The sequence below is a fragment of the Mesorhizobium terrae genome (genome assembly GCF_008727715.1).
Classification (GTDB): domain Bacteria; phylum Pseudomonadota; class Alphaproteobacteria; order Rhizobiales; family Rhizobiaceae; genus Mesorhizobium; species Mesorhizobium terrae.
Genome location: NZ_CP044218.1, coordinates 3,575,074 through 3,597,353, shown reverse-complemented (window position 1 = coordinate 3,597,353; position 22,280 = coordinate 3,575,074). Strand labels below are relative to the sequence as shown.

Here is a 22,280-nt window from a genome sequence, read left to right as displayed (position 1 = left end):
GATCGAAGTCTCGCGCAAAAGATATAAACATATGTTTATGTCAATTTCGCAAGCCTTGCAATTGGCAATGTCGCGTCACGACCAGAAAATGGCGCAGCCCTTTTGCGCGGGGGACGATCGATGTTTGAGATGCGCGACGGAGAGGTACGACTAGCCGACGATCCGGCCATGCTGGACCCGGACGGTCATCTCGTCTTCATCGGCCGCGTTCTGTCGCCCTGGATGGCGCGGGAGGACTGTCCGAAGAACATGCGCGCCGCGAGAGAGACCAGCCAGCCGGCGGCATTGCTGATCGACGAGCCTTATCGCCCCGGCCTGACCGGATTGGAGCGCGCCAACCATATCCATGTGCTGACCTGGATGCACCACGCGCCGCGGAATCTGATTGTGCAGAAACCACGCCATGCTACGGAAGCCAAAGGCGTTTTCGCGCTGCGGTCGCCGGCCCGGCCGAACCCCGTCGGCCTGCATTCGGTGCGGCTTGTCTCGCTCGATATCGCGGCGGGCAGACTGGAGATCGAGACCATCGACGCGCTAGACGGCACGCCGATCATCGACATCAAGCCTTATTTTCCCTCGGTCGATGTTTTGGCCGACGCACTGATGCCGGACCGGGGTGAGCGATGACCGCGCCGACCGGCCGCCGCCGCGCCATCGCCAAGGCGCTCACCGCACTTTTGCCGCTGGCGCCTTATGCCGACATGGAGCGCATCCGCACCGACGCCGGCGCCGTGCATATGAAGACCTTGCCGCCAGGCATCGCGGTGTGGCTGGCGACGATTGCCCATGTCCGCCACCAGCACACCGATTACGAGAAGCTGCTGGCGGAAGGCTATGACCGCGACTCGGCGCGTTTCTTTGTCGTCGGCCAGACCAACGAGGTGCTGACACGCTGGCGCGCCACCCGCCTGCTCGACCCGGATGACGACGAAGACTAGGCTCAGATCGCCGTAAAGGCGTTGTCGACGAACAGGTGCGCGCCGTTGACGAAGCTCGATTCGTCGCTGGCCAGGAACAGCGCCGCCTTCGCCACCTCCTCCGGTTCGCCGATGCGGCCCTGCTGGGCGGCAATCGCCGCCTCGGAGACATCGACGCCGAGCCGCTGCAATTCCGCAACTTCACGCAAGCCGTGCGGCGTGCGGATGAAGCCGGGGCAGACAGCGTTGCAGCGGATGTTCCTGTCGCGGAACTCGACGGCGATTGCGCGCGCGAACATGTGGCAGGCGCCCTTGGTGGTGTCGTAGAGCACCTCCATCGGCGTCGCCGCCACCGCCGAAATGGACGAGGTGCAGACGATGGAGCCGCCGCCGGCCGCGATCATGCCCGGCAGCACCGCGCGCGTCATCAGGAACATCGAGCGCACGTTGACGGCATGCAGCCAATCCCATTCCGTCACCGTGGTGTCCAGGAACGGCTTGATGACGATGGTGCCGGCATGGTTGAACAGCACGGTCGCCGCCCCAAGAGTTTCCGCCGCCGCCTTCACCGCCGCTTCGACCTGGGCCTCGTCCGAGACATCGGCGGTGAAATAGGCGGCCTCGCCGCCGGCCGCCTCGATCTCGGCAACGGCGGCCGCCGAGGCTTCCGCGTTGCGGTCGACGATCGCCACCTTCGCGCCTTCTGCCGCGAAGAGGCGCGAGGCAGCGCCGCCCATGCCCGTCGCACCGCCCGAGACGATCGCCACCTTACCTTGCAGTCTTCCAGTCATGTTCTTGTCCCTGCTGTTATTTTTCTTGCCGGCCTGACTGCTTCTCATTCAGCCGGCTGACCGCGCATGCCGCCCGACACGGCGAATTCCTCCTCCGGCGACAGCACCAGGCGGTGCCGGCGATAGAAGCCGAAATAGGCAAGCCCGACGGCGTACCAGACGGCAGCCGCGATCGCCGCCCAGCGATAGAGCGGATCGAAGAACTGATAGGCCAGCGTGACCACGCAGATGAAGATCGTGGCATAGGCGCCGAAGCGGCCGAACGGGCTGATGAAGGGCCGCTCGATCGCGGCGTAGGTTGTGCGCAGCCGCAGGAAAGCAATGCTCTGCATCACATAGGAGACCATGCCGGCAAAGACGATCATCGAGACCAGGAACCCGCCCATGAAGGCGACATTGTGCCGGCCGCCCAGGAACCAGACGAGCAGCAGCATGAACAAGGCAAGGCCCGAACCCGCTGCCAACGCGATGTTGGGCGTCTTGGTGCGGGGATTGGTCACCGACAGGGCGGTCGGCAGATAACCGGCACGCGACAGCGAATAGATGTTGCGACCGGAAGCGAATGAACCGGCGAAGAAGGAAGCGGCCAGCCCCAGCACCGCCACCGAGGCCAGAAGCTTTGCCCAACCGTCGCCGAAGATGGTGCGGAAACCATCGAGCAGCGGTTCGCCCGAAGTGCCCATGGCATGCGCGCCATGCGGAATGGACGCGCTGAAGAACAAAACGCCGAGCGCCAGCGCGGCCAGCGTGAGGATCGACAGGATCAGCGCGCGCGGCATGTCGCGCTTCGGGTTCTTCGCCTCCTCGGCGGTGAGCGGCAGTTGCTCGACCGCCAGGAACATATAGACCGCGAACGGCAGCGACAGCATCACGCCGGTGAAGCCAAACGGTAACCACGGCCCATTGCCTTCCGGCAACAGCGCCGAGCCCTGCGGACCCGCGGCTATGTTCAGGGCGTAGCGGGCGAAGTCGAGATGCGGGATGGCCACGACGAAGAAGAACAGCAGGACGGCGATCGCGGCGACAGTGATGTAGATGACGACCCGCATCGACAGCTCCAGCCCGCGCAGCGACAGCCCCAGCATCACCGCATAGCCACCCGCCCACCACAGCGGCAGCGCGCTGTCGGGCGTGCCGAAGATGGCAGCGAGATAGGAGCTCATGAAAAACATGTTGGCGGCGGGCGCCAGCACGAATTCGATGTTTTCGGCAAGGCCGGTGGTGAAGCCGCCCCAGGGGCCCAGGGCCGTACGCGAGAAGGAATAGGCGCCGCCGGTATGCGGCAGTGCCGCGCTCATCTCGCCGATCGAACAGCACAGGCACACATACATGAAGCCGATGATCAGCGCCGCCAATAGAAGGCCGCCGAAGCCGCCCTGCGAGAAGCCGATGTTCCAGCCCGAATATTCGCCGGCGATGACGGCGCCCACGCCCATCATCCAGAGCGAAAACAGCCCGGCATGCCGTTGCAACTGGCGTTGCTCGAAATAACTCTGATCGACCGCCTGGTATGTGACGCCGGCTGTCCGCCCGTCGGTGCGTTTGCTCATCCCTATCCCCTCCTTCACGGAGGATCGGCGCCAATCGGTGTCGATTGGTCCTAGCCCTCCCATGCTTATCCGGCATAGTTTCAGCGCCGCGCGCGGGACGAAATATCCCCAAAGGGGTATGGCTTGAGGGATAGGCTGGGTTATGCAGGCTGACGATCCGTCGGACAGGGAGGTTCGATGGGAATGAACGGTCAAACCGCGCTGGCGGCCTGGCACACGGCCACGCCCGACCTGGTGGCGCTTATCGGCAAGCAAGGCTTTGCCGAACGTCTGGACGCGGCGCTGCGCGCCGTCGCGCCCTTCGATCTGTCCTGCATCTTCGCCTATCCGGGCCGCGACCGCCCTCGCCTCCTGCATGACGGGCTGGGCGACATCTCCTCCTCGCAGATCATGCGCAACTATCTCGACGGCACCTATCTCCTCGATGCCGTCTATTCCGCCTGCCTGCGTCGGGCACCACCGGGCCTGCACCGCCTGGTCGATCTCGCGCCCGATGCCTTCTTCGAAGCCGAATATTACAACTCGCCGGACGTCCACCCCTGCATCTCGATGGAATCGGGTTCGCTGAGCGAGGAGATCGTCTTCCTGACGCCGTTGCAGCCGGGCTTTTATCTCGCCTATTCGCTGCTGCGGGCGAATTCGAGCGCCACATTCTCCGGCGCCGACTTCGAGCGCCTCCGGCAGACTGCCCCATTGGTGGCAATGCTGATCAATCGCCATTGGGAACAGCTGGCGCCGGCCGCCGCGACCGAAGCAGACCAGCCGCACGACACCGACGATGTCGAGCGTGCCTTCGCGACCTTTGTCCCGTCGCGGCTGACACGCCGCGAGCAGACCATCGTCAGCCTGGTGCTGCGCGGCCATTCCTCGATGTCGATCGGCCGCATTCTCGGCATCGCCGAAGGCACGGTGAAGATCCATCGCAAGAACATCTACGCCAAGCTGGACATTTCCAGCCAGACCGAGCTTTTCAACCTGTTCATCAAACATCTTTTGAGCGAACGCTGAACGCTGGTCGGCGCTCAAGGAAATGCAATGACCAAGGACACACCCGCTGCCCGCGGACGTGGCCCGTCATTTTGACGGAAATGGCGCATCGTTCGCGGGCATTCTCCGTCCGAATATGCCGACAGCCGGAGGAAAGATCATGGACAAGACCGCAAGCCCCCTGCCCGCCATCGAGAGCCGGCATGTCGACCCGCACGCCTATCCAGCCGGCGTCGCCTTCCTCGACGGGCAATACCTGCCGATGTCGCAGGCCAAGATTTCAGTGCTGGACTGGGGTTTCCTGCATTCCGACGCCACCTACGACACCGTTCATGTCTGGAATGGCCGTTTCTTCCGCTTGGATCTGCATATCGAACGTTTCTTCGGCGGGCTGGAGCGGCTGCGTATGTCGATCCCGTTCAGCCGCGAGCAGGTATCGGAAATCCTGCAAAATTGCGTGGCACTGTCCGGCCACCGGGCAGCTTACGTCGAGATGCTTTGCACGCGCGGCGCTTCGCCTACCTTCAGCCGCGACCCGCGCGACGCCATCAACCGCTTCATGGCCTTCGCCGTGCCCTTCGGCTCGGTCGCCAATGCCGAGCAGCGTCAGCGCGGCCTCCACGTGGCGATCAGCGACCGCATCCGCATCCCGCCGGCCTCGGTCGACCCGGCGATCAAGAACTATCATTGGCTGGATCTCGTGCGCGGCCTCTATGACGCCTATGACCGCAACGCCGAGACCGCGCTGCTGCTCGATTTCAACGGCAATGTCGCCGAAGGTCCCGGCTTCAACGTCTTCGCGGTCAAGAACGGCAGGTTGACCACTCCCGCCATCGGCGTGCTGGCTGGCATCACCCGGCGTACCGTGTTCGACCTTTGCGCCGAACTCGGGCTGGACTGCACGGCGGCCGATGTCTCCGTGCCCGCTTTGAAGGAGGCCGACGAAGTCTTCATCACCTCGACCGCCGGCGGAATCATGCCGGTGACGATAATCGACGGCGCGGCTGTCGCCGACGGCAAGATAGGGCCGGTCACGAAGCGGCTCGAAAAGCTCTATTGGGACAAACATGAGGACCCGGCCTGGTCGAGCCCGGTGCATTACGGCTAGGCCGCGCCTTGCCGGCCACAGCCGTTTCTGCTGCCCTCACGCGTCTTCAGTTGGGAGTGGTTCCGCAAGGACGGCACGAAGCTGCGTTCCGGCCATTTCAGCAGCGGCACGCAGGTTGGCGAATGGACCAACTATGACAAGGCGGGCAGGTCTAAAAGGTCACCACGATAAAGGCCAAGCCGCAGGGATAAAGCTAGGTGCTTCTGCGCCCTCCTCCGACCAGCCAGCCGATCAAGGCACGCAGTTCCACCGTTTGTTCGGCGGCATCGAAGCCGGTATTGCCGGAAGCGAGGAAGGAAGCATCGAAAAGATGCTGCACCCAGGCGGCGGCACGCTCCGGCGCGAAAGCGAGCCTGGTGCCGCGTTCGGCCATGCGCCGCAGAAGGACGGTCACTGTCCGCCTCGCCCGCTCCTCGTCTTCCACCACCATCCTGGCGAATTCCTCGTCACGGCCGACCTGCAGAAGCGCCACCGCCATCAATCCGGGGGTCAGCGGATTGGCGAGATCGTCGAACAGGCATTGCAGGACGCGGTCGAAGCCGGCCTCCGGGTCTTTCTCGGCCTCGGCCTCCTCGTAGATCGCCACCATGCGCTCGAATGCATCGCCGAACAGGCCGTGCACGATATCGCGCTTGGTCGGGAAATAGTGGAACAGCGTGCCGGAGCCGATGCCGGCGCGGCGGCAGATCGAGGCGGTCGAGGTGCCGTCGACGCCGTTGGCCGCAAACTCCTCGGCTGCCGCGACAAGGATACCGGCGCGCTTTTGCGCATGTTTTTCAGGATCGACGGTTCGCATCGGCCAGTCTCGGCTGCTTGACAGGTTTCGGCATCTCGATCATTAATAGAGCATACACTCCATTAATATCCAAGGGCCGTTCGTGATGTCCCCCATGCCGGACGCATTGTCAAAGCCGCCATTCGCCGGACGGCTCGGCGCGATGGTCTTCCTGTTCTTCCTGTCGCCGGTCTGCGCCGAATATCTGATCGGCTATGCCGAAAGCACGAACCACCCGCTTGAGATGCTGGGCGGCCTTCTCATTCTTGGACCGCTCTATGGTTCGGTTGCGCTGCTCATCCGCGAAATCACCCGCCGCACCGGGCGCGGCTGGCCGACGATCCTGCTTTTGGCAACGGCGTTCGGACTGATACAGGCCGGACTGATCGACCAGAGCCTCTTCAATCCGCATTACGGCGTCGATCTCAACATCCCCTATTGGGATGAGGAACGATTGCCGACCGCGCTCGATCATCTTGGTATCAGTGCCAATCTGGCGCTTAATTTTATCGGCGGTCACGTCATCTGGAGCTTCGCGGTTCCCATCGCCGTGGTGGAATCCTGTGTGCCGCGCATCGCCGACAGGCCCTGGCTGGGGCGCGTCGGCGTCCTGCTGATGGTTTCGCTCTATCTGGTGGGCGCTGCCTTCATCTTCGACGATAATTTCAGGATCACGGGTTTCGTCGTCACCAAGGCGCAGTTCGTTGCGACGGCCGCCTGCGCGCTGCTTCTGTGCATGGCCGCATTCCTGGTTCCTGTCAGAACCCTGAAGCAGGCCGGTCCGGTTCCGGCGCCGTGGCTAGTCGCCACCCTGATGTTTGCCGTGTTCGGCTTCCAGGCGCTGTCCGCGTCGGACTGGGCCAGTGTGTCCTTCTCGGTGTTGGTGGGTATCGGCAGCGGCGCGTTGCTGGTGATGTGGTCGCGCCGCACCGGCTGGAAGAAACCGCATGTCCTGGCGGTGGCCGCAGCGGCCTTGATCGCCAATGCGATGATTTCCTTTGTCGTCCAGCCGCTCGGTGACCCTTCGCCGACGGTGAAATACGCCGTCAACGCCACCATGCTGCTCGGTGTTCTGACCCTTATCGCCTGGGCTTTTCACCGGCTGCATAAGGCCAGGGCCGATATTTGAAGCCGTGCTAGGCGTGCTTGGTGACGATCAGGCCTTGTAAATCCATTGCTCCGGCACGCGCACCGAAATTTCTTCCCCCGCGCTGACGACGCCCGGCTTTTCAACCCAGGCCACCAGCCCCCGCAACCGCTTGGCCACTCTCGGAAACAGCAGCGAACCGGCATCCTGGTCCGCCATTCCGGCGTTCTCCGCGATCGAACGGCCGGAAAGACGACAGGGTCCGTTCTGCGCGTCGATCTTCAGCGTCACCCCGCCGGCAAAGAACAACAGCGTCGCCGACGGCAGCATCGACAGGTTCGGCAAACCGTCGATGACCAGATTGGCGCCGATCCATTCCGGCTTGATCTCGGCAAGCCCCATCAGCCCGGCAATCGTCGCCAGTTCGTCGAAGGCGACGATCGACACCTGCCGCTCGTTGCGGATTTCGGTGCCGCGTGGATACCACGGCTCGCGGCCGCCCGAGCGGCGGGTCGAACCGCCATGAAAATCGCCCGGTATGCCGTTGAAACCGAGCTCAAGGCGATCGACAGGTCGCGTTTGGAAATCGTCGGACGGCGCCGCATAAAGCCCGGCAACCTTGGCCCCTAGCTTTTTCGCCGGCACGATTTCGGCCGGCGGCTGTATCTGTGTCGGGGCATCGAGCATGGCTCACCTCGTCGGCGCGATGGAATCTCGGTCGCGAAAATGCCCAAACGGGCACGGCGGGTCCAGTCGAAAGCGCTGATGATCCGATGAACGCAGCGAATGGCTCGTCACATCACGCGTTTCTTACCGGTTTTGACCGGCGTCTGGCCGGCGGCTATATTGCCACCGCGCCTCGGGCATTTGATGATCCAGGCTACAACCGGGTGGCGGCCGTGCCGTCTCATGCCATGCACCCTTACAAAATGGTCGCGACGCTCTGGCTGGCCTGGCTGATATCCTGGGTAATCGCCGCTCTATGGGCCGATCCGGTGAAACGACGCGCCGGTCTCGACGCCGAATACCAATATCGCATCGTCCTTCTGGTCGGCACGTTGCTGTTCTTCGTGCCCGCGCATGGCTTCATCGGCCGCGTGCGGCTGTGGCCGCCGAGCCCGACGCTGGCCTGGCTCTGCGTCGCGCTGATCGCCATAGGCCTTCTCTTCACCTGGTGGGCGCGGATCCATCTCGGCCGCCTCTGGTCCGGCACCGTCACCGCCAAGATCGATCACCATGTCGTCGACACCGGCCCCTACGCGCTGGTGCGACACCCGATCTACACCGGCCTGTTGCTTGCCATCCTCGCCACGATGGTGGCGCGCGGCACGCTGTGGGCGGTTGCGGGCGCGGTATTGCTGACCATCGGCATCGTCATGAAGGCGCGCCTGGAGGAACGTTTCCTGCACAGCGAGCTCGGCAAGGCCTATGACGACTATGCCGGCCGCGTGCCGATGCTGGTGCCTTTCACGCCGGCCTAACTCAGCACATGCGCAACAGCGCGCCGCCGATCGAATAGCCGGCACCGAAGGCGCAGAGCAGGCCGAAATCACCGGGTTTCATGTCGGCATGGTTTTCGCTGAGCGCGATGATGGCGCCGGCGCCGGCCGTATTGCCCAGCCGCTCCAGCACCATCGGCGCGCGGTCGTGGCCGACCTCATGGCCGAAAGCGAGCTTCAGGATCATGGCGTTCATGCGCGCATTGGCCTGATGCAGCCAGAAGCGCCGGATGCCGTTGGGCGTCAGCCCATGCTCGGCCAGGAACTCGACGATGAACTTGTGGCCGGCGACGGTGACTTCCTTGAACACCTTGTTGCCGACCTGCTTGATCATGTTGCCTTCGAGGTCGATCATATAAGGATCGTCCTGCGCGGTGCGGGTCAGGTAGCCGAGATTGGTGCGGATGTTGGACGACAGCTGCGTCCACAGGCGCGTATCCAGCACCTCGAAACGGCCCGGGCGAACGTCGTCGCCTTCCACGGCTTCGACCACCATCGAGACGGCGGCGTCGCCGAAGATGAAATGCGTCTGGCGGTCGCGGAAATTGAGATGGCCGGTGGTGATTTCCGGGGTGACGACGAGCACCTTCTTCTGTGCGCCCGAACGCACCAGATTGACCGCCATATGCAGGGCCGCGGCCGCCGAGGAGCAGCCAAGGCCCATATCGAAGGCCGCGCCCCTGGTGCCCAGCGCCTGCTGCATCTCGATGGCGATCGCTGGATAGGGGCGCTGCAGATGCGAGCAGGAGCAGATCACCAGATCGATGTCGCCGGGCTCGATGCCGGCATGCGCCATCGCCTTGCGGGCGGCGGCGATGCCGAATTCGGCCTGCACCGACAGCGCATCGTCTGGCCTTGCCGGCAGACGCGGCGCCATGCGCTTCGGATCGAGGATGCCCGTGCGCTCGATGACGTGGCGTTTCCTGATGCCGGAAGCATGCACGATGAAGTCGGAATCGGATTTCTGCAGCGGCTCCGCGCCGGTGCCGGCTAGTCTGGCATTTTCCGCGTCGACCCAGGCGTTGAAGCTTTCGACCAGTTCGTCATTGGTGATCGACGCTTCGGGGATTTCAACGCCGATGCCGCTGATGATGACACGATGCATGTCCAACTCGTTTGCTGGCGGCGGGGGTGCCGCGCTGATCCTTACGCCGTGGGGAGGATACGGCGTGACCGGCTTTTCCCTTGCGGTTTACGCTACCTTCCGCCGCGATGCGAGCCCTTCCTGTCCGGCATCCATGGCGGATTGTTGACGTAACGTCCGCATCGGACAAGCCTCGGCTTTGCTACGGAATAGCTTGGAAACCGCGCCATCACAGGCAAAAACCGCCTAGCCGCCGCGCGTCGCCACGATGAACAGCCGGGGGAAGCGCAGCAGCACCTTGCCGTCGGAAGTCGGTGGATAAGCCTCGGCGATCCGTGCCGTATAGTGGTCCAGGAAGCGGCGCTGTTCGCTCTCGTCTAGCGGGTCGAGGAACGGCTTCAGCCCGGTCGATTTCACCCATTCGACGATCGCCGCCGCATCGGCGAGCGGGTGGTTGTAGATGGTGTGCCAGATGTCGAGCCGGGCAGCATGCGGCTTCAACCTGTCATAATAGAAGGATACCGGCGGCAGCGGCGCGCGCGCCGCCTTGGCGAGCTTGTCGGCGAAAGGCATCGCCGCCGCAGTCTCGCGCATCAGCCGATGCGACGGCTCGGCCATGTTGTCGGGCATCTGCACCGCCAGCGCGCCGCCAGGCGCAAGAAACCCGATCAGCCGTTGCAGAACCGCAGGATGCTCCGGCAGCCACTGGAACACCGCGTTGGCGAAGATGACGTCGACCGGTTCCTCCGGCGTCCAGCTCGCCGCATCGGCGAGCTCGAAGGAAAGCTTGGGCAGGCGTGCCCTCGCCTTCTCGATCATGTCGGGCGAGGTATCGAAACCGCTGACCTGCGCATCGGGCCAGCGTTCGACCAGCAGCTCGGTGGAATTGCCCGGCCCGCAGCCGATGTCGACCACCCGGCGCGGATCGGCGACGGGCACCTGCGCGAGCAGATCCCGCGCCGGCCGCGTCCGCTCGTCCTCGAACTTCAGGTATTGCGCGGCGGACCAGTCTTTCATCTTGCAAACTCCGAACGGGAGGTGGAACGAAAACGCCCCGCTTTTGGGCGGGGCGTTGGTATTGTCAGCGCGTCAGTCTCTTATACGTCATCCTGTGCGGGTTGACGGCTTCGGGGCCGAGGCGGCGGATCTTGTCCTTCTCGTAGTCCTCGAAGTTGCCCTCGAACCACTCGACATGGCTGTCGCCCTCAAAGGCCAAGATGTGCGTGGCCAGGCGGTCGAGGAACATACGATCGTGGCTGATGATGACGGCGCAGCCGGCATAGCTTTCCAGCGCGTCTTCGAGTGCGGCCAGCGTTTCGGTGTCGAGATCGTTGGTCGGTTCGTCAAGCAGCAGCACATTGCCGCCGGTGCGCAGCATCTTGGCCAAGTGCACGCGGTTGCGCTGACCGCCGGAGAGGTTGCCGACCTTCTGCTGCTGGTCGCCGCCACGGAAGTTGAACGACGAGCAATAGGCGCGGGTGTTGGCCTCGAACTTGCCGAGCTTGACCACTTCGGCGCCGCCGGAAATTTCTTCCCACACGGTCTTGTTCGGGTCGAGCGCGTCGCGACTCTGGTCGACATAACCGAGCTTGACCGTCTCGCCGACGCGGATCGTACCGGCATCGGGCTTTTCCTGGCCGGTGATCATCTTGAACAGCGTCGTCTTGCCGGCGCCGTTCGGGCCGATGATGCCGACAATGCCGCCCGGAGGCAATTTGAAGGTCAGGTTTTCGATCAGAAGCTGTTCGCCGAAACCCTTGTCGAGATCGGCGACTTCGATAACGACATTGCCGAGGCGCTCGCCATGGGGAATGACGATCTGCGTGTCGGTCGGGCGACGGTTGTTGGCCTGTTCGAGCAGGTTTTCGAAGGCCTGGATACGCGCCTTCGACTTGGTCTGGCGCGCCTTGGGCGAGGACTGGATCCATTCGCGCTCACGGCCGATGGCGCGCTGGCGGGCGTCGTCCTCGCGGCCTTCCTGTTTGAGGCGCTTGGCTTTGGCTTCCAGATAGGCGGTGTAGTTGCCCTCGTAGGGAATGCTGCGACCGCGGTCGAGCTCGAGGATCCAGCCGGTGACATTGTCGAGGAAGTAGCGGTCGTGGGTGATGAGCAGCACGGCGCCCTTGTAGGCGCGCAGGTGCTTTTCCAGCCAGGCCGTGGTCTCGGCGTCGAGGTGGTTGGTCGGTTCGTCGAGCAGAAGCAGATCCGGCTCGGAGAGCAGCAGCTTGCACAGCGCCACGCGGCGACGCTCGCCACCCGACAGCTTGGTCACGTCGGCGTCCTTGGGCGCGCAGGCCAGCGCTTCCATCGCCATCTCGACCTGCTGTTCGAGATCCCACAGGTTGAGGCGGTCCATATCGTCCTGGAGCTTGGCCGATTCGTCGGCCGTCTCGTCGGAATAGTTCATCATCAATTCGTTGTAGCGCTCGATGATGGCCGTCTTCTTGGCGACGCCCTCCATGATGTTCTCGAACACGGTCTTTGCCGGGTCGAGATGCGGCTCCTGCGCCAGATAGCCGACGGTTGCGCCTTCGGCGAGCCAGGCTTCACCGGTGAACTCCTTGTCGAGCCCGGCCATGATCTTGAGGATCGTCGACTTACCGGCGCCGTTGGGGCCGAGAATGCCGATCTTGGCGTCGGGATAGAAGGACAGATGAACATTCTCCAGCACCTTCTTGGTGCCGTAGGCCTTCGAGAGACCCGACATGTGATAAATGAACTGGCGTGCCACGCGCGCTTTCCTTGGTCGAACGGATTGGAAGCCGAATTGAACGGAGGTTGCGCGCTATGTAGGCGATGGCGACCGAAACGGCAATCGTCAAGGCCGTGAAAACGCCGGCCGTCAATTGGTCCTGGCGTGAAGCCTCGGCTTGGTTTCGGCCTTCAGCACCTTGCCAGGCTTGAGATGCGGCAAGCCGCCCGCACCTCGATCTGCCGCGGCCTCGACATCGGACCAATGCGCTCGTCGTAGCGGATCGTCTCCAAACGAACGCCTGTGGCCTTTGCCATCTCTCCGACGGCCAAGACCTCGACTTCGCCTTTCCCTCGAACCTGTAGTGACTGCGGGATGCGGGCCGATTATATCGGGGGAGGAAGGCAAACTGTCATGACCGAACTCAACTCGACGATCACGTGTCCGCATTGCGGCCATACCGCTGTCGAACAAATGCCGACCGATGCCTGTCAATTCTTCTACGAGTGCAAGGGTTGTGGCACCCTCTTGCGCCCGAAGGATGGTGATTGCTGCGTTTTCTGTTCCTATGGCTCAGTGCCCTGCCCGCCCATTCAAGAAGAACGAGCTGGCGGTGCACCGACTTCCTGCTGTGGGGCCTCGCACGGCTGAACGAGGCCCAACTCGCAGAAACAGCGTTCTGCATGAAACCGGCAAATATTACCGGCGGGCATCGAGCAGGGCGTTGACCTTGCTGATCTCGCTTTCCGGCAATGCCGGGCGCCCGAAATCGGCGGCAAGCTTCAGTTCCGCCGCATCCAGCGCCTGTTCCTGGGCGACGGGATCCTGGATAGCCAGCGCCGCCTCGCGGCTCTTCTCGTAGGCGGCGATCTTGCCCACTGCGGAGTTCGGGTTTGCGCGTGCCCTGGCCCGCGCCGATGCATGAGCCGCGTTCAGCGCGCCTAGCTTGCCGGTATTGCTTCCGCCGTCTTCCGGCTCGGTTTTGTCGTGCGCGTCGGCAGAAGCATCGTGCTCGGACGAGGAATGTCCGTTGCCGCCGCCATTGCCACCGTTACCGCCGTTCTTGGCATAAGCGGCACTGACGAAACCATAGCCATTGGCATTTGAGAGAGCCACGCCTCCGGCCGCCAATCCCAGGCAAGCAAGAAGCGCGAATTGGCGCGAGAGTTTCATTTTTCATCTCCATGGCCCCATCCCACAACAAGCGGTTCATATCCGTTTGCGGCATATCTGAGGCAGATTCTGGGTTTGTTGGTCCTTCCCCATTCAAATTGCCCATCGGGGGCAACGAATGGCGTGTACCTCTCAGTCGTCCGAATTATCCCAGCCGTCACCGTAGAACGGCCCGTAGTTCGGCATGATACGGATCAGCGGACGCGGCCGCTCATAGCGCCAGTATTCGTCCGGCTGCGGCTCGTAGGTGCGGTACACCGGGCGGTGATAGCGCCAATGCTGGCGATGATGCTTCTTGTAGTGCTTGCGAGGCCGGACGCAGTAGCCATCGGGCGTAAGGTAGGCGCAGCTCACCCTGGCCTGCTGAACGAGGCCAACGGAAGCCGGCGCGACGGGTTTTATCGTCGGCGCCGCCTGGGCGGCAAACGCAAGCGCCGACAACGCGCCCGCCAAAACAAGAACAGAGACTTTCATTTGCCCCTCCTTCGGTTGCTGTTGGCCTCGATCAACACTTCGAATCCGCACGATTTGGGGCAATCCACGATCAAATTGTTTTTCCGACGAACACAGATTTCGATTGCCGTGAGAAAGCGCTTTGTCCATCGCAACCGCGAGATGGCTCGGCCGGCAGCGCTAGGAGGTTGGCAGATGCCGCCGCACCAGGCGGTACTCGTGCCAGATCAGCCACATCACGACGAGGTCAAAGACGGTCAAAACGATGAGCCCGACGCCATGCGTGTAGGAGAAACGATAGAGCTGATAAGCGATGAAGAGGCCGAGCACGACCAGCGATGCTGGATAGGCCCAGAGTTTGTTTCGCAAAAGCCCGGCGACGAGCGCCAGTTTAACGATACCGTGGCTCAGCAGATAGAACGCATAGAAATGCCGGGTTTCCACGGAAAAGCCTTGCGCCCAGGTCAGCAGGTGCGTGGCCAGAAAATCCTTCGGATCCTCGACCAGCTCTTCCTGGGTAAGCATGTTGACCAGATTTGAAATCGTGTCCGTTCCGACAAGCCAGAGCGCGATGCCGCCTGCGCATTCAAGCAGAGCATGGGCGCCTTTGAGCAGGACACTGACTTGAAATATCTGGTGAATGCGGCGTTCTTGCATCCAGGCCTCTGTCGGCAACATTCCTGCGGTTGGTAACATCCGCAGACCAGCGCTTGGAAGCCGGTCGACACAAAAAGAGTTTCACCACGCCGCCCGGCGCCAAAAAGCCTTGTCCGATGTGGATCAGTTCGTTTTGGCGAGAAGCTGTGCCTTGATCTCGGCCTTCAGCACCTTACCAACCTTGGAACGCGGCAGGTCGCTCCACACCTCGATCTGTTTCGGTGCCTCCACCGAGCCGACCTCCACCCACAGCCAACCACACACCACGGAGCTTGTGGCGATCATCCAACAAAAAAATCTTGACAGTTGCCAAGCAAATTTCTGGGCGATTGTATAAATCATGAACCGATGGAATGAACCGGTTCATTGCGTGCGGCGCCGCGTCGTGATTTATTCCGGCAAACTAAAGAGACCCGCCGCGCCGACGATCTTCCGACGCAGGAGCAGGTAAACAGGGATACGCAATGACTGAGGCTCTGATCGAGGTCCCGAGGGCCAGGGCGGGCGGGCGGCGATTGCCGATCGACAAGTTCAATGCGCGCCGCTCGGAACTGTCCGAGGCTGTCCTCAAGACGCTGGGCGAGCTTGGTTATGCGCGCACCAGCCTGCGCGAGATCGCCCAGAAGTCGGAATTCACGCACGGCGTCTTTCACTACTACTTCACCGACAAGATCGACCTGATCTGCTGCAGCGTGCGCCAGTACAAGGCGAAATGCGTGACCCGCTATGACGAGGTGACGGCCACCGCAAGGACGCGGGAGCAACTGATCGATGGTTTCCTCGACAAGCTCGCCGAGACCCTGCGCCAGGAAGCCGACATGCATCGGCTCTGGTACGATCTCAGGGCCCAGGCGCTGTTCGAAAGCGCCTTCCGCGAGGATGTCACCGCCATCGACAAGAGCCTGGAGGACATGATCTGGCGTGTCGCCTCACGGCTTTCCGAACTCACCGGCAAGCCGTTGACGATGTCGTCGCCGGTACTCTACGCGGTGATGGATGGCCTGTTTCAAAAGGCGCTGCTCAAATTCACCGACAACCAGGCCGAGGCGATCCCGGAACTTATCGCCGAGGTGCGCCGCGTCCTCGCCGTGGCGACCTGATCAGCCGACAGGCTCTTTGTCGACACCCTGAAAAGGTGCGCTTTTTCAATACGCTGTCAGTGCAAGCCAAAGAGCGGGCGGGGCCTCGGCCGCCAGCCCGCGCTCTGTGGAATTGATTGTGGCGACTATTGCAATCCGACCGGATCGACAGTGCCCACTGGGCAACCGGCATTGTCGGTCGGCGCCGACGCCAGCATCAGATCCTTCAGCGAACTGCCCGGCCCGATCGGCCCGGCGAGACCGAGCGTTACCTCGCCGATCAACCGCTTGCCGCGGTCGTTGAAGCAGGAAACACGCACGCGATCGCCCGCCCCCTTGCCGAACGCACTGTCGAAGGCGCTGCGGATCTGGTCCGAGGTGATGTCCTTGCCGATGTTCTTTTCGAACAGTTCCCGCACCGGCGAGGCATTGACCTGTCGCATCAATGCCAGCGCGTCGGCGAAGTAAGCCTGCTGATCCTTGCCGTAGCAGGTGCCGTGCTTGATCCACTCATGCCGTTCCAGTTGCGAGGCCGTGCCCGGCATCACCTTATCGAGTTCCTGGCGGGTTTTGGTGTCCAGATTGACCGGTGGCAGATCCTGCCAACGGCCCGGCTTGTCATTGGCCCGGTCCGAGGCGCCCACCTGGCAATAGAAATTGCCGTTCGGCTGCGGCCACAGGCCGTGCAGGGTGAAATTCGTCGCGTCGAAACTCGAACCCGTCATCGCCCGGCATTCCGGCTTGTTTGACTTGGTCTCGCAGAAGGCCGGCTGCCAGGAAAGCGCGAAGACGTATTCGGGCTTGCCGCCCGCGGCTTTCTTCTGTGCCGTTCCCGGTTCGACCGGTGCGGCTGGGACAACCGGCGCGGCGGCGGCCTCGCCGGCGAGATGGCCGCAGCTCACCTTCACCCAGCGACGCTCGGGATCGGCGCCCGGCACCCGGATCATGTAGTGGGTCGGCGCGTCCTTGTTGCCGGCAACAACGTCGTAGCTCTGGCCCACCTGCGTGCTGACATCGCCCGGGTTCTTGCCGCTTTTGATCGCCTGCGTCGCCGGACAGGCGGCGTCGGCGACGAAGCTGCCGCTGAGTTTCGTTTCCGCACGCGCGGCTCCGCTGAGTGCGACCCCGGCAAGCATCGACCCGAGAACAAGCCAAATCCGCATGCGAAAATTCCCCCTGGTTGGACAGCGCGCCATCTGCCTCACCGATATGACAGAATTGCGATGCACTCGTCACCGCGGTTTGAACTTCCGCTGCGGAAATAGCGCAGCCGATTGACGCTAAACCGGCGCCGGCGCAAACAAAAGCCTTGCGACTTTCAGTGGCAAGGAGCGCGGATTTCAACCGCGCCTTGGGGGAGGAGAAGAGAATGCCGTTCAATGACCAGCGCAGCCTAGCCTCACCCACCGGCGCATCGCTCAATCTTTACACGCGCAAGGCAGACGGCAAGGAGCGTGGCGTGGTCCAGATCAGCCACGGCCTTGCCGAGCATGCCGCGCGTTATGCCGGCCTCGCAGATTTTCTCGCCGGCCGCGGCTACCACACCTATGCGCATGATCATCGCGGCCACGGCCACACCACGGCGCCAGACGCGCCGCCCGGCAAGTTCGGTGACACCGACGGCGGCGGTAAGGTGATCACCGATGTCCTCGCCGTGCACGAACTGATCGCAACCGAGCATGACGGGCTGCCGGTGATCGCCTTCGGCCACTCCATGGGCGGACTGATCGCGCTCAACTTCATCCAGAGACATTCGCCGCGCCTGGCGGGCGCCGCCGTCTGGAACGCCAATTTCAGCGCCGGCATCGCCGGTTATGCAGCGCTCGCCATACTGGGCTGGGAGCGGTTCAGGCTGGGCTCGGACGTACCCTCGCGCATGTTGCCCCGCCTCACCTTCCAGGCCTGGGGCAAGGCGGTTCCCGGCCACCGCACCCTGTTCGACTGGCTGTCGCGCGATGCGGCTGAGGTAGACAAATACATCGCCGACCCGCTCTGCGGCTGGGATGCCTCGGTCTCGCTCTGGCGCGACCTGTTCGGTTTCATCTTCGCCGGCGCCGACGATAGCCGTTTCGCCGGCATCCGCAAGGACCTGCCCGTCAACCTCACCGGCGGCGAGAAGGACCCCGCAACCAGTGGCGGCAAGGCCGTGGAGCATCTGACACGGCGCATGCGCCAGATGCACTTTTCGAATCTCGTTTCAAAGGTTTACCCCGAAACGCGGCACGAAAGCCTGAACGAGGTGAATCGGAACATTATCATGGAAGACTTCGCCGCCTGGGCGGACAAGGTCACGGCTTCGCGCTAAGTTTTGCCGTTTACAGATGCTGGTCCATCGCAAGAACCGTGACAGGACCTGTTTGGGTTGCTAGAGCCTGCCCGACCAAACGAACCTGCGGTGTTTCATGGCCAATCCTCCCTTGAAAGGCGTGCGCGTCATTGAACTCGCCCGCATCCTTGCCGGCCCGTGGGCGGGACAGATGCTGGCCGATCTCGGCGCCGACGTCATCAAGGTCGAAAGTCCGGAAGGCGACGACACCCGTAAATGGGGGCCGCCCTTCGTGAAAGGCAAGGATGGGGAGAACCTTTCCGCTGCCTACTACCACGCCTGCAACCGCGGCAAGCGTTCCATCGCCATCGACTTCTCGACGCCGGAAGGTGCGGAGACAGTGCGCAAGCTGGTCGCCAGCGCCGACGTTTTGATCGAAAATTTCAAGCTGGGCGGCCTGAAGAAATACGGTCTCGACTATGACAGCCTGAAGGTCATCAACCCGAAGCTCGTCTATTGCTCGATCACCGGCTTCGGCCAGTCCGGCCCCTATGCGCCGCGCGCGGGCTATGATTTCATCGTCCAGGGCATGTCCGGCCTGATGTCGATCACCGGGGCCGCCAGCGGCGAGCCGCAGAAGGTCGGTGTCGCCGTCACCGACATCTTCACCGGCCTCTATTCGGTCATCGCCATCCAGGCAGCTCTGCGCCACGCCGAGGCGACAGGCGAAGGCCAGCATGTCGACATGGCGCTGTTCGATTCGCAGATTTCGGTTCTGGCCAACCAGAACCTCAACTATCTCGTTTCCGGCAAGGCACCCGAGCGCATGGGCAACGCCCACCCCAACATCGCGCCCTATGAGGTGCTGCCGGTCGCCGACGGGCATTTCATCCTCGCTGTCGGTAATGATAGCCAGTTCGCCAAGTTCTGCGCCGTGGTCGGGCTCGCCTCCCTGCCCGCCGATCCAGACTTCGCCACCAACGCCGCGCGTGTCGCCAATCGCGTGAAGCTCCGCGAACACATGCTCGATGCGCTCGCCAAATTCACCCGCGACGATCTGCTGGCCAAGCTGGAAGGCGCCGGCGTGCCCGCCAGCCCCATTAACGACATTGGCCAGATGTTCGCTGACCCTCAGGCGATTGCCCGCGGCGTGCGGCTCGATCTCGACGATGGCCATGGCAACACCTTGCCTTCCGTGCGCGCGCCGATGGTGATGTCGGCCACGCCGCTCGTCTATGATCGCCCCTCGCCGCGCCTCGGCGAGCACACCGCTGAAATCCTTGCCGAACTGGAGTAGCCCGGATCATGAAAACCGGTGGTAAGCTGATCGTCGAAGCCCTCGAAGCCAATGGCGTCGACCGCATGTTCTGCGTGCCGGGGGAATCCTACCTCGCCGTGCTGGACGCGCTGCACGATTCTCCGATCCGCACCATCGTCTGCCGCCAGGAAGGCGGCGCCGCCATGATGGCGGATTGCCATGGCCGCCTCACCGGCAAGCCCGGCATCTGCTTCGTCACCCGCGGGCCGGGTGCCACCAACGCTTCCGCCGGCGTACACATCGCCATGCAGGATTCCATTCCGATGATCCTGTTCATCGGCCAGATCGCCGGTCACGCTCGCGAACGCGAGGCCTTCCAGGAGGTCAACTACAAACGCTTCTTCGGCGATATCGCCAAATGGGTGGTGGAGATCGACCGCGCCGAACGTATCCCGGAACTCGTCACCCGCGCCTTCGCCGTGGCCACTTCCGGCCGGCCCGGTCCGGTGGTCATTTCGCTGCCGGAGGACATGCTGGTCAGCGAGGTCGAGGCGCCGCTGGCGCAGCCCTTCACACCGGTTGAAACGCGACCGGGCGAAGCCGAACTCGACCAGCTCGAAAAGCTGCTTGCCGGCGCCAAGCGTCCCTTCGTCATCCTCGGCGGCACCCGCTGGACCGACGATGCTGTCGAGCGGATGAGACAGATTTCCGAAGCCTGGTCGCTGCCGGTCGGTGTTTCCTTCCGCCGCCAGATGCTGTTCGATCATCTCCATGCGAACTATGCCGGCGACGTCGGCATCGGCATCAACCCCAAGCTCGCCAGTGCGATCAAGGAAGCCGACCTCGTGCTCCTGATCGGCGGCCGCATGGGCGAAATGCCCTCCTCCGACTACACCATTCTCAAAAGCCCCTATCCGGACCAGACGCTGGTTCATGTCCATGCCGACGCCAACGAACTCGGCCGCGTCTATCGCCCGACTTTGGCGATCAACGCCTCGCCGGCTGCTTTCGTCGAGGCTTTCGCCAAGCGCCAACCCAAGGCGGCGCCCGCCTGGGGCGCCGAGACCGCGAAGCTGCACGACACCTATCTCGCCTGGTCGACGACGCCCAAGACCGGCCCCGGCCCGGTGCAGATGGGCCCGATCATGGACTATCTCGAAAGCGTGCTGCCGCAGGATGCCATCTTCACCAATGGCGCCGGTAACTATGCCACCTGGGTGCACCGCTTCCACCGCTTCCGCCGCTACGCCACGCAGGCAGCCCCGACCTCCGGCTCGATGGGTTACGGCCTGCCCGCTGCGGTCGCGGCAAAGGCTTTGCACCCCGATCGCCCGGTGATCTGTTTCGCCGGCGACGGCTGCTTCATGATGCATGGGCAGGAATTTGCCACCGCCGTGCAATACGACCTGCCGATCATCACCGTGGTGGTGAACAACGGCATCTACGGCACCATCCGCATGCACCAGGAACGCGAATATCCTGGCCGCGTCGAAGGCACCGACCTGAAGAACCCGGACTTCGCTGCACTGGCCCGCGCCTATGGCGGCCATGGCGAGACGGTGGTGAAGACCGACGAATTCGCCTCGGCCTTCGAGCGGGCTAAAGCCAGCGGCAAGCCGTCGATCATCGAGGTGCGTCTCGACCCCGAGGCGATCACCCCGGCCAAGACGCTGACCGATATCCGCGAGAAGCGATAGTAAGTCAGGTCCGGCCTCTGGGTCAGGACCTAGCGCCAGCCTAGCGCTGGCGCCACGTGCTTGACGATCGCCTCGATCACATGGGCGTTGTATTCGACGCCGAGCTGGTTCGGCACCGTCAGCAGCAAGGTGTCAGCCTCGGCGATCGCCTCGTCGCCGCGCAGCTGTTCGACCAGTACGTCCGGCTCCGCCGCGTAGCTGCGCCCGAAAACGGCGCGTTTCTCCGGTTCGATATAGCCGAACTGGTCGGTGCTTTCGCCGCTGCGGCCGAAATACGCACGGTCGAGATCGTTGACCAAGGCGAAGATCGAACGGCTGACCGAAACGCGCGGCGTGCGCTCATGGCCGGCCGCCTTCCAGGCTTCCCGATAGGCGCGGATCTGCTCGGCCTGCTGGACATGCAAAGGCTTGCCGCTCTCGTCGAACTTGAGCGTCGAGCTTTGCAGGTTCATGCCGAGCTTCGCCGCCCATTCAGCGGTTGCGTTGGTGGCAGCACCCCACCAGATGCGGTCGCGCAGACCGGGCGCATGCGGCTCCAGTCTGAGCAGTCCCGGCGGGTTGGGGAACATCGGCTGCGGATTGGGCTGCGCGAACCCCTGGCCGCGCAACAGATCGAGGAACACCTCGCTGTGCTGCCTGGCCATGTCGGCGTCGGTCTTGCCGTCCTGCGGCGCGTAACCAAAATAACGCCAGCCGTCGATGACCTGCTCGGGCGAGCCCCGGCTGATGCCGAGCTGCAGGCGTCCGCCGGCGATCAGGTCGGCGGACCCGGCGTCCTCGGCCATGTAGAGCGGGTTCTCGTAGCGCATGTCGATGACCGCCGTGCCGATCTCGATTTTTTTGGTCCGGGCTCCCACCGCCGCCAGAAGCGGGAACGGCGACGCCAGCTGGCGAGCGAAATGATGCACCCGGAAATAGGCCCCGTCCGCACCCAGCTCTTCCGCTGCCACGGCGAGGTCGATCGATTGAAGCAAGGCATCCGCCGCCGAACGCGTGCCGGACTGCGGCGATGGCGACCAATGGCCGAAGGAGAGAAAGCCGATCTTTTTCATGGAATGCCCAACACGTTGGAGGGTTTGTCGCGACTTAGCTAGGCGGCACGGCCCAACGGATCAAGCCGTTCGGGGTCGATGTTCGAGCACGCACTGTCTCTGCCGCGAGGACGACATCTTAGGGCTCAAACAAAAAGGGGCGGTTGCCCGCCCCT

Annotated in this window: 24 protein-coding genes; 11 read left to right on the top strand and 13 right to left on the bottom strand. The window is 63.2% G+C overall.

Annotated features, from left to right (window positions below; genetic code table 11):
• The first annotated feature begins 120 nt into the window (after nucleotides 1-120).
• Complete coding sequence (tsaA, locus tag FZF13_RS18535) at nucleotides 121-627, top strand: tRNA (N6-threonylcarbamoyladenosine(37)-N6)-methyltransferase TrmO (RefSeq protein WP_024923471.1); 507 nt, start codon at nucleotides 121-123, stop codon at nucleotides 625-627.
• Nucleotides 624-938 carry a DUF2293 domain-containing protein gene (locus tag FZF13_RS18530; RefSeq protein ID WP_024923472.1) on the top strand — a complete coding sequence of 105 codons (315 nt, stop codon included), beginning with the start codon at nucleotides 624-626 and terminating at the stop codon, nucleotides 936-938. Before tsaA ends, FZF13_RS18530 begins: the two co-directional genes overlap by 4 nt.
• Before the next feature lie 2 nt (nucleotides 939-940).
• Here the strand turns inward: FZF13_RS18530 and FZF13_RS18525 are convergent, their stop codons facing one another.
• Together FZF13_RS18525 and FZF13_RS18520 are read right to left on the bottom strand one after the other, a co-directional pair.
• On the bottom strand, nucleotides 941-1,708 hold the full coding sequence (locus FZF13_RS18525) for an SDR family NAD(P)-dependent oxidoreductase (protein WP_024923473.1): 768 nt from the start codon (nucleotides 1,706-1,708) through the stop codon (nucleotides 941-943).
• Nucleotides 1,709-1,752: 44 nt separating this feature from the next.
• Nucleotides 1,753-3,258, bottom strand: coding sequence for an amino acid permease (locus FZF13_RS18520; RefSeq protein ID WP_024923474.1), 1,506 nt, complete (start codon nucleotides 3,256-3,258; stop codon nucleotides 1,753-1,755).
• 183 nt (nucleotides 3,259-3,441) lie between these two features.
• On the opposite strand from FZF13_RS18520, the gene FZF13_RS18515 reads away from it, so the two are divergent.
• The gene (locus FZF13_RS18515; protein ID WP_024923475.1) at nucleotides 3,442-4,266 is read left to right on the top strand and encodes a helix-turn-helix transcriptional regulator; all 825 of its coding nucleotides are present in this window, start codon (nucleotides 3,442-3,444) and stop codon (nucleotides 4,264-4,266) included.
• 139 nt (nucleotides 4,267-4,405) lie between these two features.
• Entirely contained in the window at nucleotides 4,406-5,353 is a 948-nt protein-coding gene (locus FZF13_RS18510; protein WP_024923476.1) for a D-amino acid aminotransferase, read from the top strand.
• Nucleotides 5,354-5,546: 193 nt separating this feature from the next.
• Here the strand turns inward: FZF13_RS18510 and FZF13_RS18505 are convergent, their stop codons facing one another.
• On the bottom strand, nucleotides 5,547-6,149 hold the full coding sequence (locus tag FZF13_RS18505; protein WP_024923477.1) for a TetR/AcrR family transcriptional regulator: 603 nt from the start codon (nucleotides 6,147-6,149) through the stop codon (nucleotides 5,547-5,549).
• 94 nt (nucleotides 6,150-6,243) lie between these two features.
• Here FZF13_RS18505 and FZF13_RS18500 point away from each other — a divergent pair, with 94 nt between their 5' ends.
• Nucleotides 6,244-7,257, top strand: a complete 1,014-nt coding sequence (locus FZF13_RS18500) for a hypothetical protein (RefSeq protein ID WP_024923478.1) — start codon at nucleotides 6,244-6,246, stop codon at nucleotides 7,255-7,257.
• Nucleotides 7,258-7,284: 27 nt separating this feature from the next.
• Here the strand turns inward: FZF13_RS18500 and FZF13_RS18495 are convergent, their stop codons facing one another.
• Nucleotides 7,285-7,902 carry an MOSC domain-containing protein gene (locus FZF13_RS18495; protein ID WP_024923479.1) on the bottom strand — a complete coding sequence of 206 codons (618 nt, stop codon included), beginning with the start codon at nucleotides 7,900-7,902 and terminating at the stop codon, nucleotides 7,285-7,287.
• Nucleotides 7,903-7,988: 86 nt separating this feature from the next.
• Between FZF13_RS18495 and FZF13_RS18490 the strand changes: the two genes are divergently transcribed.
• Nucleotides 7,989-8,696, top strand: coding sequence for a methyltransferase family protein (locus FZF13_RS18490; RefSeq protein ID WP_244431120.1), 708 nt, complete (start codon nucleotides 7,989-7,991; stop codon nucleotides 8,694-8,696).
• A gap of 1 nt (nucleotide 8,697) precedes the next feature.
• Here the strand turns inward: FZF13_RS18490 and FZF13_RS18485 are convergent, their stop codons facing one another.
• The 3 genes from FZF13_RS18485 to ettA all read right to left on the bottom strand — a co-directional run bounded on the left by FZF13_RS18485 (nucleotide 8,698) and on the right by ettA (nucleotide 12,529).
• The gene (locus tag FZF13_RS18485; RefSeq protein ID WP_024923481.1) at nucleotides 8,698-9,819 is read right to left on the bottom strand and encodes a beta-ketoacyl-ACP synthase III; all 1,122 of its coding nucleotides are present in this window, start codon (nucleotides 9,817-9,819) and stop codon (nucleotides 8,698-8,700) included.
• A gap of 225 nt (nucleotides 9,820-10,044) precedes the next feature.
• Nucleotides 10,045-10,815: a trans-aconitate 2-methyltransferase gene (gene tam, locus FZF13_RS18480; protein WP_024923482.1), complete on the bottom strand. Its 771-nt coding sequence runs from the start codon at nucleotides 10,813-10,815 to the stop codon at nucleotides 10,045-10,047.
• Nucleotides 10,816-10,879: 64 nt separating this feature from the next.
• Complete coding sequence (ettA, locus tag FZF13_RS18475) at nucleotides 10,880-12,529, bottom strand: energy-dependent translational throttle protein EttA (RefSeq protein WP_024923483.1); 1,650 nt, start codon at nucleotides 12,527-12,529, stop codon at nucleotides 10,880-10,882.
• Nucleotides 12,530-12,904: 375 nt separating this feature from the next.
• On the opposite strand from ettA, the gene FZF13_RS29330 reads away from it, so the two are divergent.
• On the top strand, nucleotides 12,905-13,141 hold the full coding sequence (locus FZF13_RS29330; protein ID WP_081766855.1) for a GDCCVxC domain-containing (seleno)protein: 237 nt from the start codon (nucleotides 12,905-12,907) through the stop codon (nucleotides 13,139-13,141).
• Between the two features lie 48 nt (nucleotides 13,142-13,189).
• Here FZF13_RS29330 and FZF13_RS18465 read toward each other — a convergent pair whose 3' ends face one another.
• The 4 genes from FZF13_RS18465 to FZF13_RS18450 form a co-directional block, all read right to left on the bottom strand.
• Nucleotides 13,190-13,663, bottom strand: a complete 474-nt coding sequence (locus FZF13_RS18465) for a hypothetical protein (RefSeq protein WP_024923484.1) — start codon at nucleotides 13,661-13,663, stop codon at nucleotides 13,190-13,192.
• 132 nt (nucleotides 13,664-13,795) lie between these two features.
• The gene (locus tag FZF13_RS18460; RefSeq protein ID WP_139116463.1) at nucleotides 13,796-14,266 is read right to left on the bottom strand and encodes a hypothetical protein; all 471 of its coding nucleotides are present in this window, start codon (nucleotides 14,264-14,266) and stop codon (nucleotides 13,796-13,798) included.
• A 30-nt stretch (nucleotides 14,267-14,296) separates the two neighbouring features.
• On the bottom strand, nucleotides 14,297-14,773 hold the full coding sequence (locus FZF13_RS18455) for a DUF2127 domain-containing protein (protein ID WP_024923486.1): 477 nt from the start codon (nucleotides 14,771-14,773) through the stop codon (nucleotides 14,297-14,299).
• Between the two features lie 123 nt (nucleotides 14,774-14,896).
• Nucleotides 14,897-15,058 carry a hypothetical protein gene (locus tag FZF13_RS18450; RefSeq protein WP_179654176.1) on the bottom strand — a complete coding sequence of 54 codons (162 nt, stop codon included), beginning with the start codon at nucleotides 15,056-15,058 and terminating at the stop codon, nucleotides 14,897-14,899.
• A 179-nt stretch (nucleotides 15,059-15,237) separates the two neighbouring features.
• Between FZF13_RS18450 and FZF13_RS18445 the strand changes: the two genes are divergently transcribed.
• Nucleotides 15,238-15,873: a TetR/AcrR family transcriptional regulator gene (locus FZF13_RS18445; protein ID WP_024923487.1), complete on the top strand. Its 636-nt coding sequence runs from the start codon at nucleotides 15,238-15,240 to the stop codon at nucleotides 15,871-15,873.
• A 125-nt stretch (nucleotides 15,874-15,998) separates the two neighbouring features.
• Here the strand turns inward: FZF13_RS18445 and FZF13_RS18440 are convergent, their stop codons facing one another.
• Nucleotides 15,999-17,015 carry a ribonuclease T2 family protein gene (locus tag FZF13_RS18440; protein WP_024923488.1) on the bottom strand — a complete coding sequence of 339 codons (1,017 nt, stop codon included), beginning with the start codon at nucleotides 17,013-17,015 and terminating at the stop codon, nucleotides 15,999-16,001.
• Between the two features lie 206 nt (nucleotides 17,016-17,221).
• On the opposite strand from FZF13_RS18440, the gene FZF13_RS18435 reads away from it, so the two are divergent.
• The 3 genes from FZF13_RS18435 to FZF13_RS18425 all read left to right on the top strand — a co-directional run bounded on the left by FZF13_RS18435 (nucleotide 17,222) and on the right by FZF13_RS18425 (nucleotide 21,073).
• Nucleotides 17,222-18,157 carry an alpha/beta fold hydrolase gene (locus FZF13_RS18435; RefSeq protein ID WP_024923489.1) on the top strand — a complete coding sequence of 312 codons (936 nt, stop codon included), beginning with the start codon at nucleotides 17,222-17,224 and terminating at the stop codon, nucleotides 18,155-18,157.
• 97 nt (nucleotides 18,158-18,254) lie between these two features.
• Nucleotides 18,255-19,415 carry a CaiB/BaiF CoA transferase family protein gene (locus tag FZF13_RS18430; RefSeq protein ID WP_036254265.1) on the top strand — a complete coding sequence of 387 codons (1,161 nt, stop codon included), beginning with the start codon at nucleotides 18,255-18,257 and terminating at the stop codon, nucleotides 19,413-19,415.
• Nucleotides 19,416-19,423: 8 nt separating this feature from the next.
• The gene (locus FZF13_RS18425; protein ID WP_024923490.1) at nucleotides 19,424-21,073 is read left to right on the top strand and encodes a thiamine pyrophosphate-binding protein; all 1,650 of its coding nucleotides are present in this window, start codon (nucleotides 19,424-19,426) and stop codon (nucleotides 21,071-21,073) included.
• A 29-nt stretch (nucleotides 21,074-21,102) separates the two neighbouring features.
• Here FZF13_RS18425 and FZF13_RS18420 read toward each other — a convergent pair whose 3' ends face one another.
• Nucleotides 21,103-22,125 carry an LLM class flavin-dependent oxidoreductase gene (locus tag FZF13_RS18420; protein WP_024923491.1) on the bottom strand — a complete coding sequence of 341 codons (1,023 nt, stop codon included), beginning with the start codon at nucleotides 22,123-22,125 and terminating at the stop codon, nucleotides 21,103-21,105.
• Nucleotides 22,126-22,280 lie beyond the last annotated feature (155 nt).

What these genes read in the sequence shown, in the direction of transcription:
- tsaA (WP_024923471.1), top strand. Translation starts at nt 121, where the DNA reads ATGTTTGAGATGCGCGACGGAGAGGTACGACTAGCCGACGATCCGGCC.
- FZF13_RS18530 (WP_024923472.1), top strand. Translation starts at nt 624, where the DNA reads ATGACCGCGCCGACCGGCCGCCGCCGCGCCATCGCCAAGGCGCTCACC.
- FZF13_RS18525 (WP_024923473.1), bottom strand. Translation starts at nt 1,708, where the DNA reads ATGACTGGAAGACTGCAAGGTAAGGTGGCGATCGTCTCGGGCGGTGCG.
- FZF13_RS18520 (WP_024923474.1), bottom strand. Translation starts at nt 3,258, where the DNA reads ATGAGCAAACGCACCGACGGGCGGACAGCCGGCGTCACATACCAGGCG.
- FZF13_RS18515 (WP_024923475.1), top strand. Translation starts at nt 3,442, where the DNA reads ATGAACGGTCAAACCGCGCTGGCGGCCTGGCACACGGCCACGCCCGAC.
- FZF13_RS18510 (WP_024923476.1), top strand. Translation starts at nt 4,406, where the DNA reads ATGGACAAGACCGCAAGCCCCCTGCCCGCCATCGAGAGCCGGCATGTC.
- FZF13_RS18505 (WP_024923477.1), bottom strand. Translation starts at nt 6,149, where the DNA reads ATGCGAACCGTCGATCCTGAAAAACATGCGCAAAAGCGCGCCGGTATC.
- FZF13_RS18500 (WP_024923478.1), top strand. Translation starts at nt 6,244, where the DNA reads ATGCCGGACGCATTGTCAAAGCCGCCATTCGCCGGACGGCTCGGCGCG.
- FZF13_RS18495 (WP_024923479.1), bottom strand. Translation starts at nt 7,902, where the DNA reads ATGCTCGATGCCCCGACACAGATACAGCCGCCGGCCGAAATCGTGCCG.
- FZF13_RS18490 (WP_244431120.1), top strand. Translation starts at nt 7,989, where the DNA reads ATGAACGCAGCGAATGGCTCGTCACATCACGCGTTTCTTACCGGTTTT.
- FZF13_RS18485 (WP_024923481.1), bottom strand. Translation starts at nt 9,819, where the DNA reads ATGCATCGTGTCATCATCAGCGGCATCGGCGTTGAAATCCCCGAAGCG.
- tam (WP_024923482.1), bottom strand. Translation starts at nt 10,815, where the DNA reads ATGAAAGACTGGTCCGCCGCGCAATACCTGAAGTTCGAGGACGAGCGG.
- FZF13_RS29330 (WP_081766855.1), top strand. Translation starts at nt 12,905, where the DNA reads ATGACCGAACTCAACTCGACGATCACGTGTCCGCATTGCGGCCATACC.
- FZF13_RS18465 (WP_024923484.1), bottom strand. Translation starts at nt 13,663, where the DNA reads ATGAAACTCTCGCGCCAATTCGCGCTTCTTGCTTGCCTGGGATTGGCG.
- FZF13_RS18460 (WP_139116463.1), bottom strand. Translation starts at nt 14,266, where the DNA reads ATGGACAAAGCGCTTTCTCACGGCAATCGAAATCTGTGTTCGTCGGAA.
- FZF13_RS18455 (WP_024923486.1), bottom strand. Translation starts at nt 14,773, where the DNA reads ATGCAAGAACGCCGCATTCACCAGATATTTCAAGTCAGTGTCCTGCTC.
- FZF13_RS18450 (WP_179654176.1), bottom strand. Translation starts at nt 15,058, where the DNA reads ATGATCGCCACAAGCTCCGTGGTGTGTGGTTGGCTGTGGGTGGAGGTC.
- FZF13_RS18445 (WP_024923487.1), top strand. Translation starts at nt 15,238, where the DNA reads ATGACTGAGGCTCTGATCGAGGTCCCGAGGGCCAGGGCGGGCGGGCGG.
- FZF13_RS18440 (WP_024923488.1), bottom strand. Translation starts at nt 17,015, where the DNA reads ATGCGGATTTGGCTTGTTCTCGGGTCGATGCTTGCCGGGGTCGCACTC.
- FZF13_RS18435 (WP_024923489.1), top strand. Translation starts at nt 17,222, where the DNA reads ATGCCGTTCAATGACCAGCGCAGCCTAGCCTCACCCACCGGCGCATCG.
- FZF13_RS18430 (WP_036254265.1), top strand. Translation starts at nt 18,255, where the DNA reads ATGGCCAATCCTCCCTTGAAAGGCGTGCGCGTCATTGAACTCGCCCGC.
- FZF13_RS18425 (WP_024923490.1), top strand. Translation starts at nt 19,424, where the DNA reads ATGAAAACCGGTGGTAAGCTGATCGTCGAAGCCCTCGAAGCCAATGGC.
- FZF13_RS18420 (WP_024923491.1), bottom strand. Translation starts at nt 22,125, where the DNA reads ATGAAAAAGATCGGCTTTCTCTCCTTCGGCCATTGGTCGCCATCGCCG.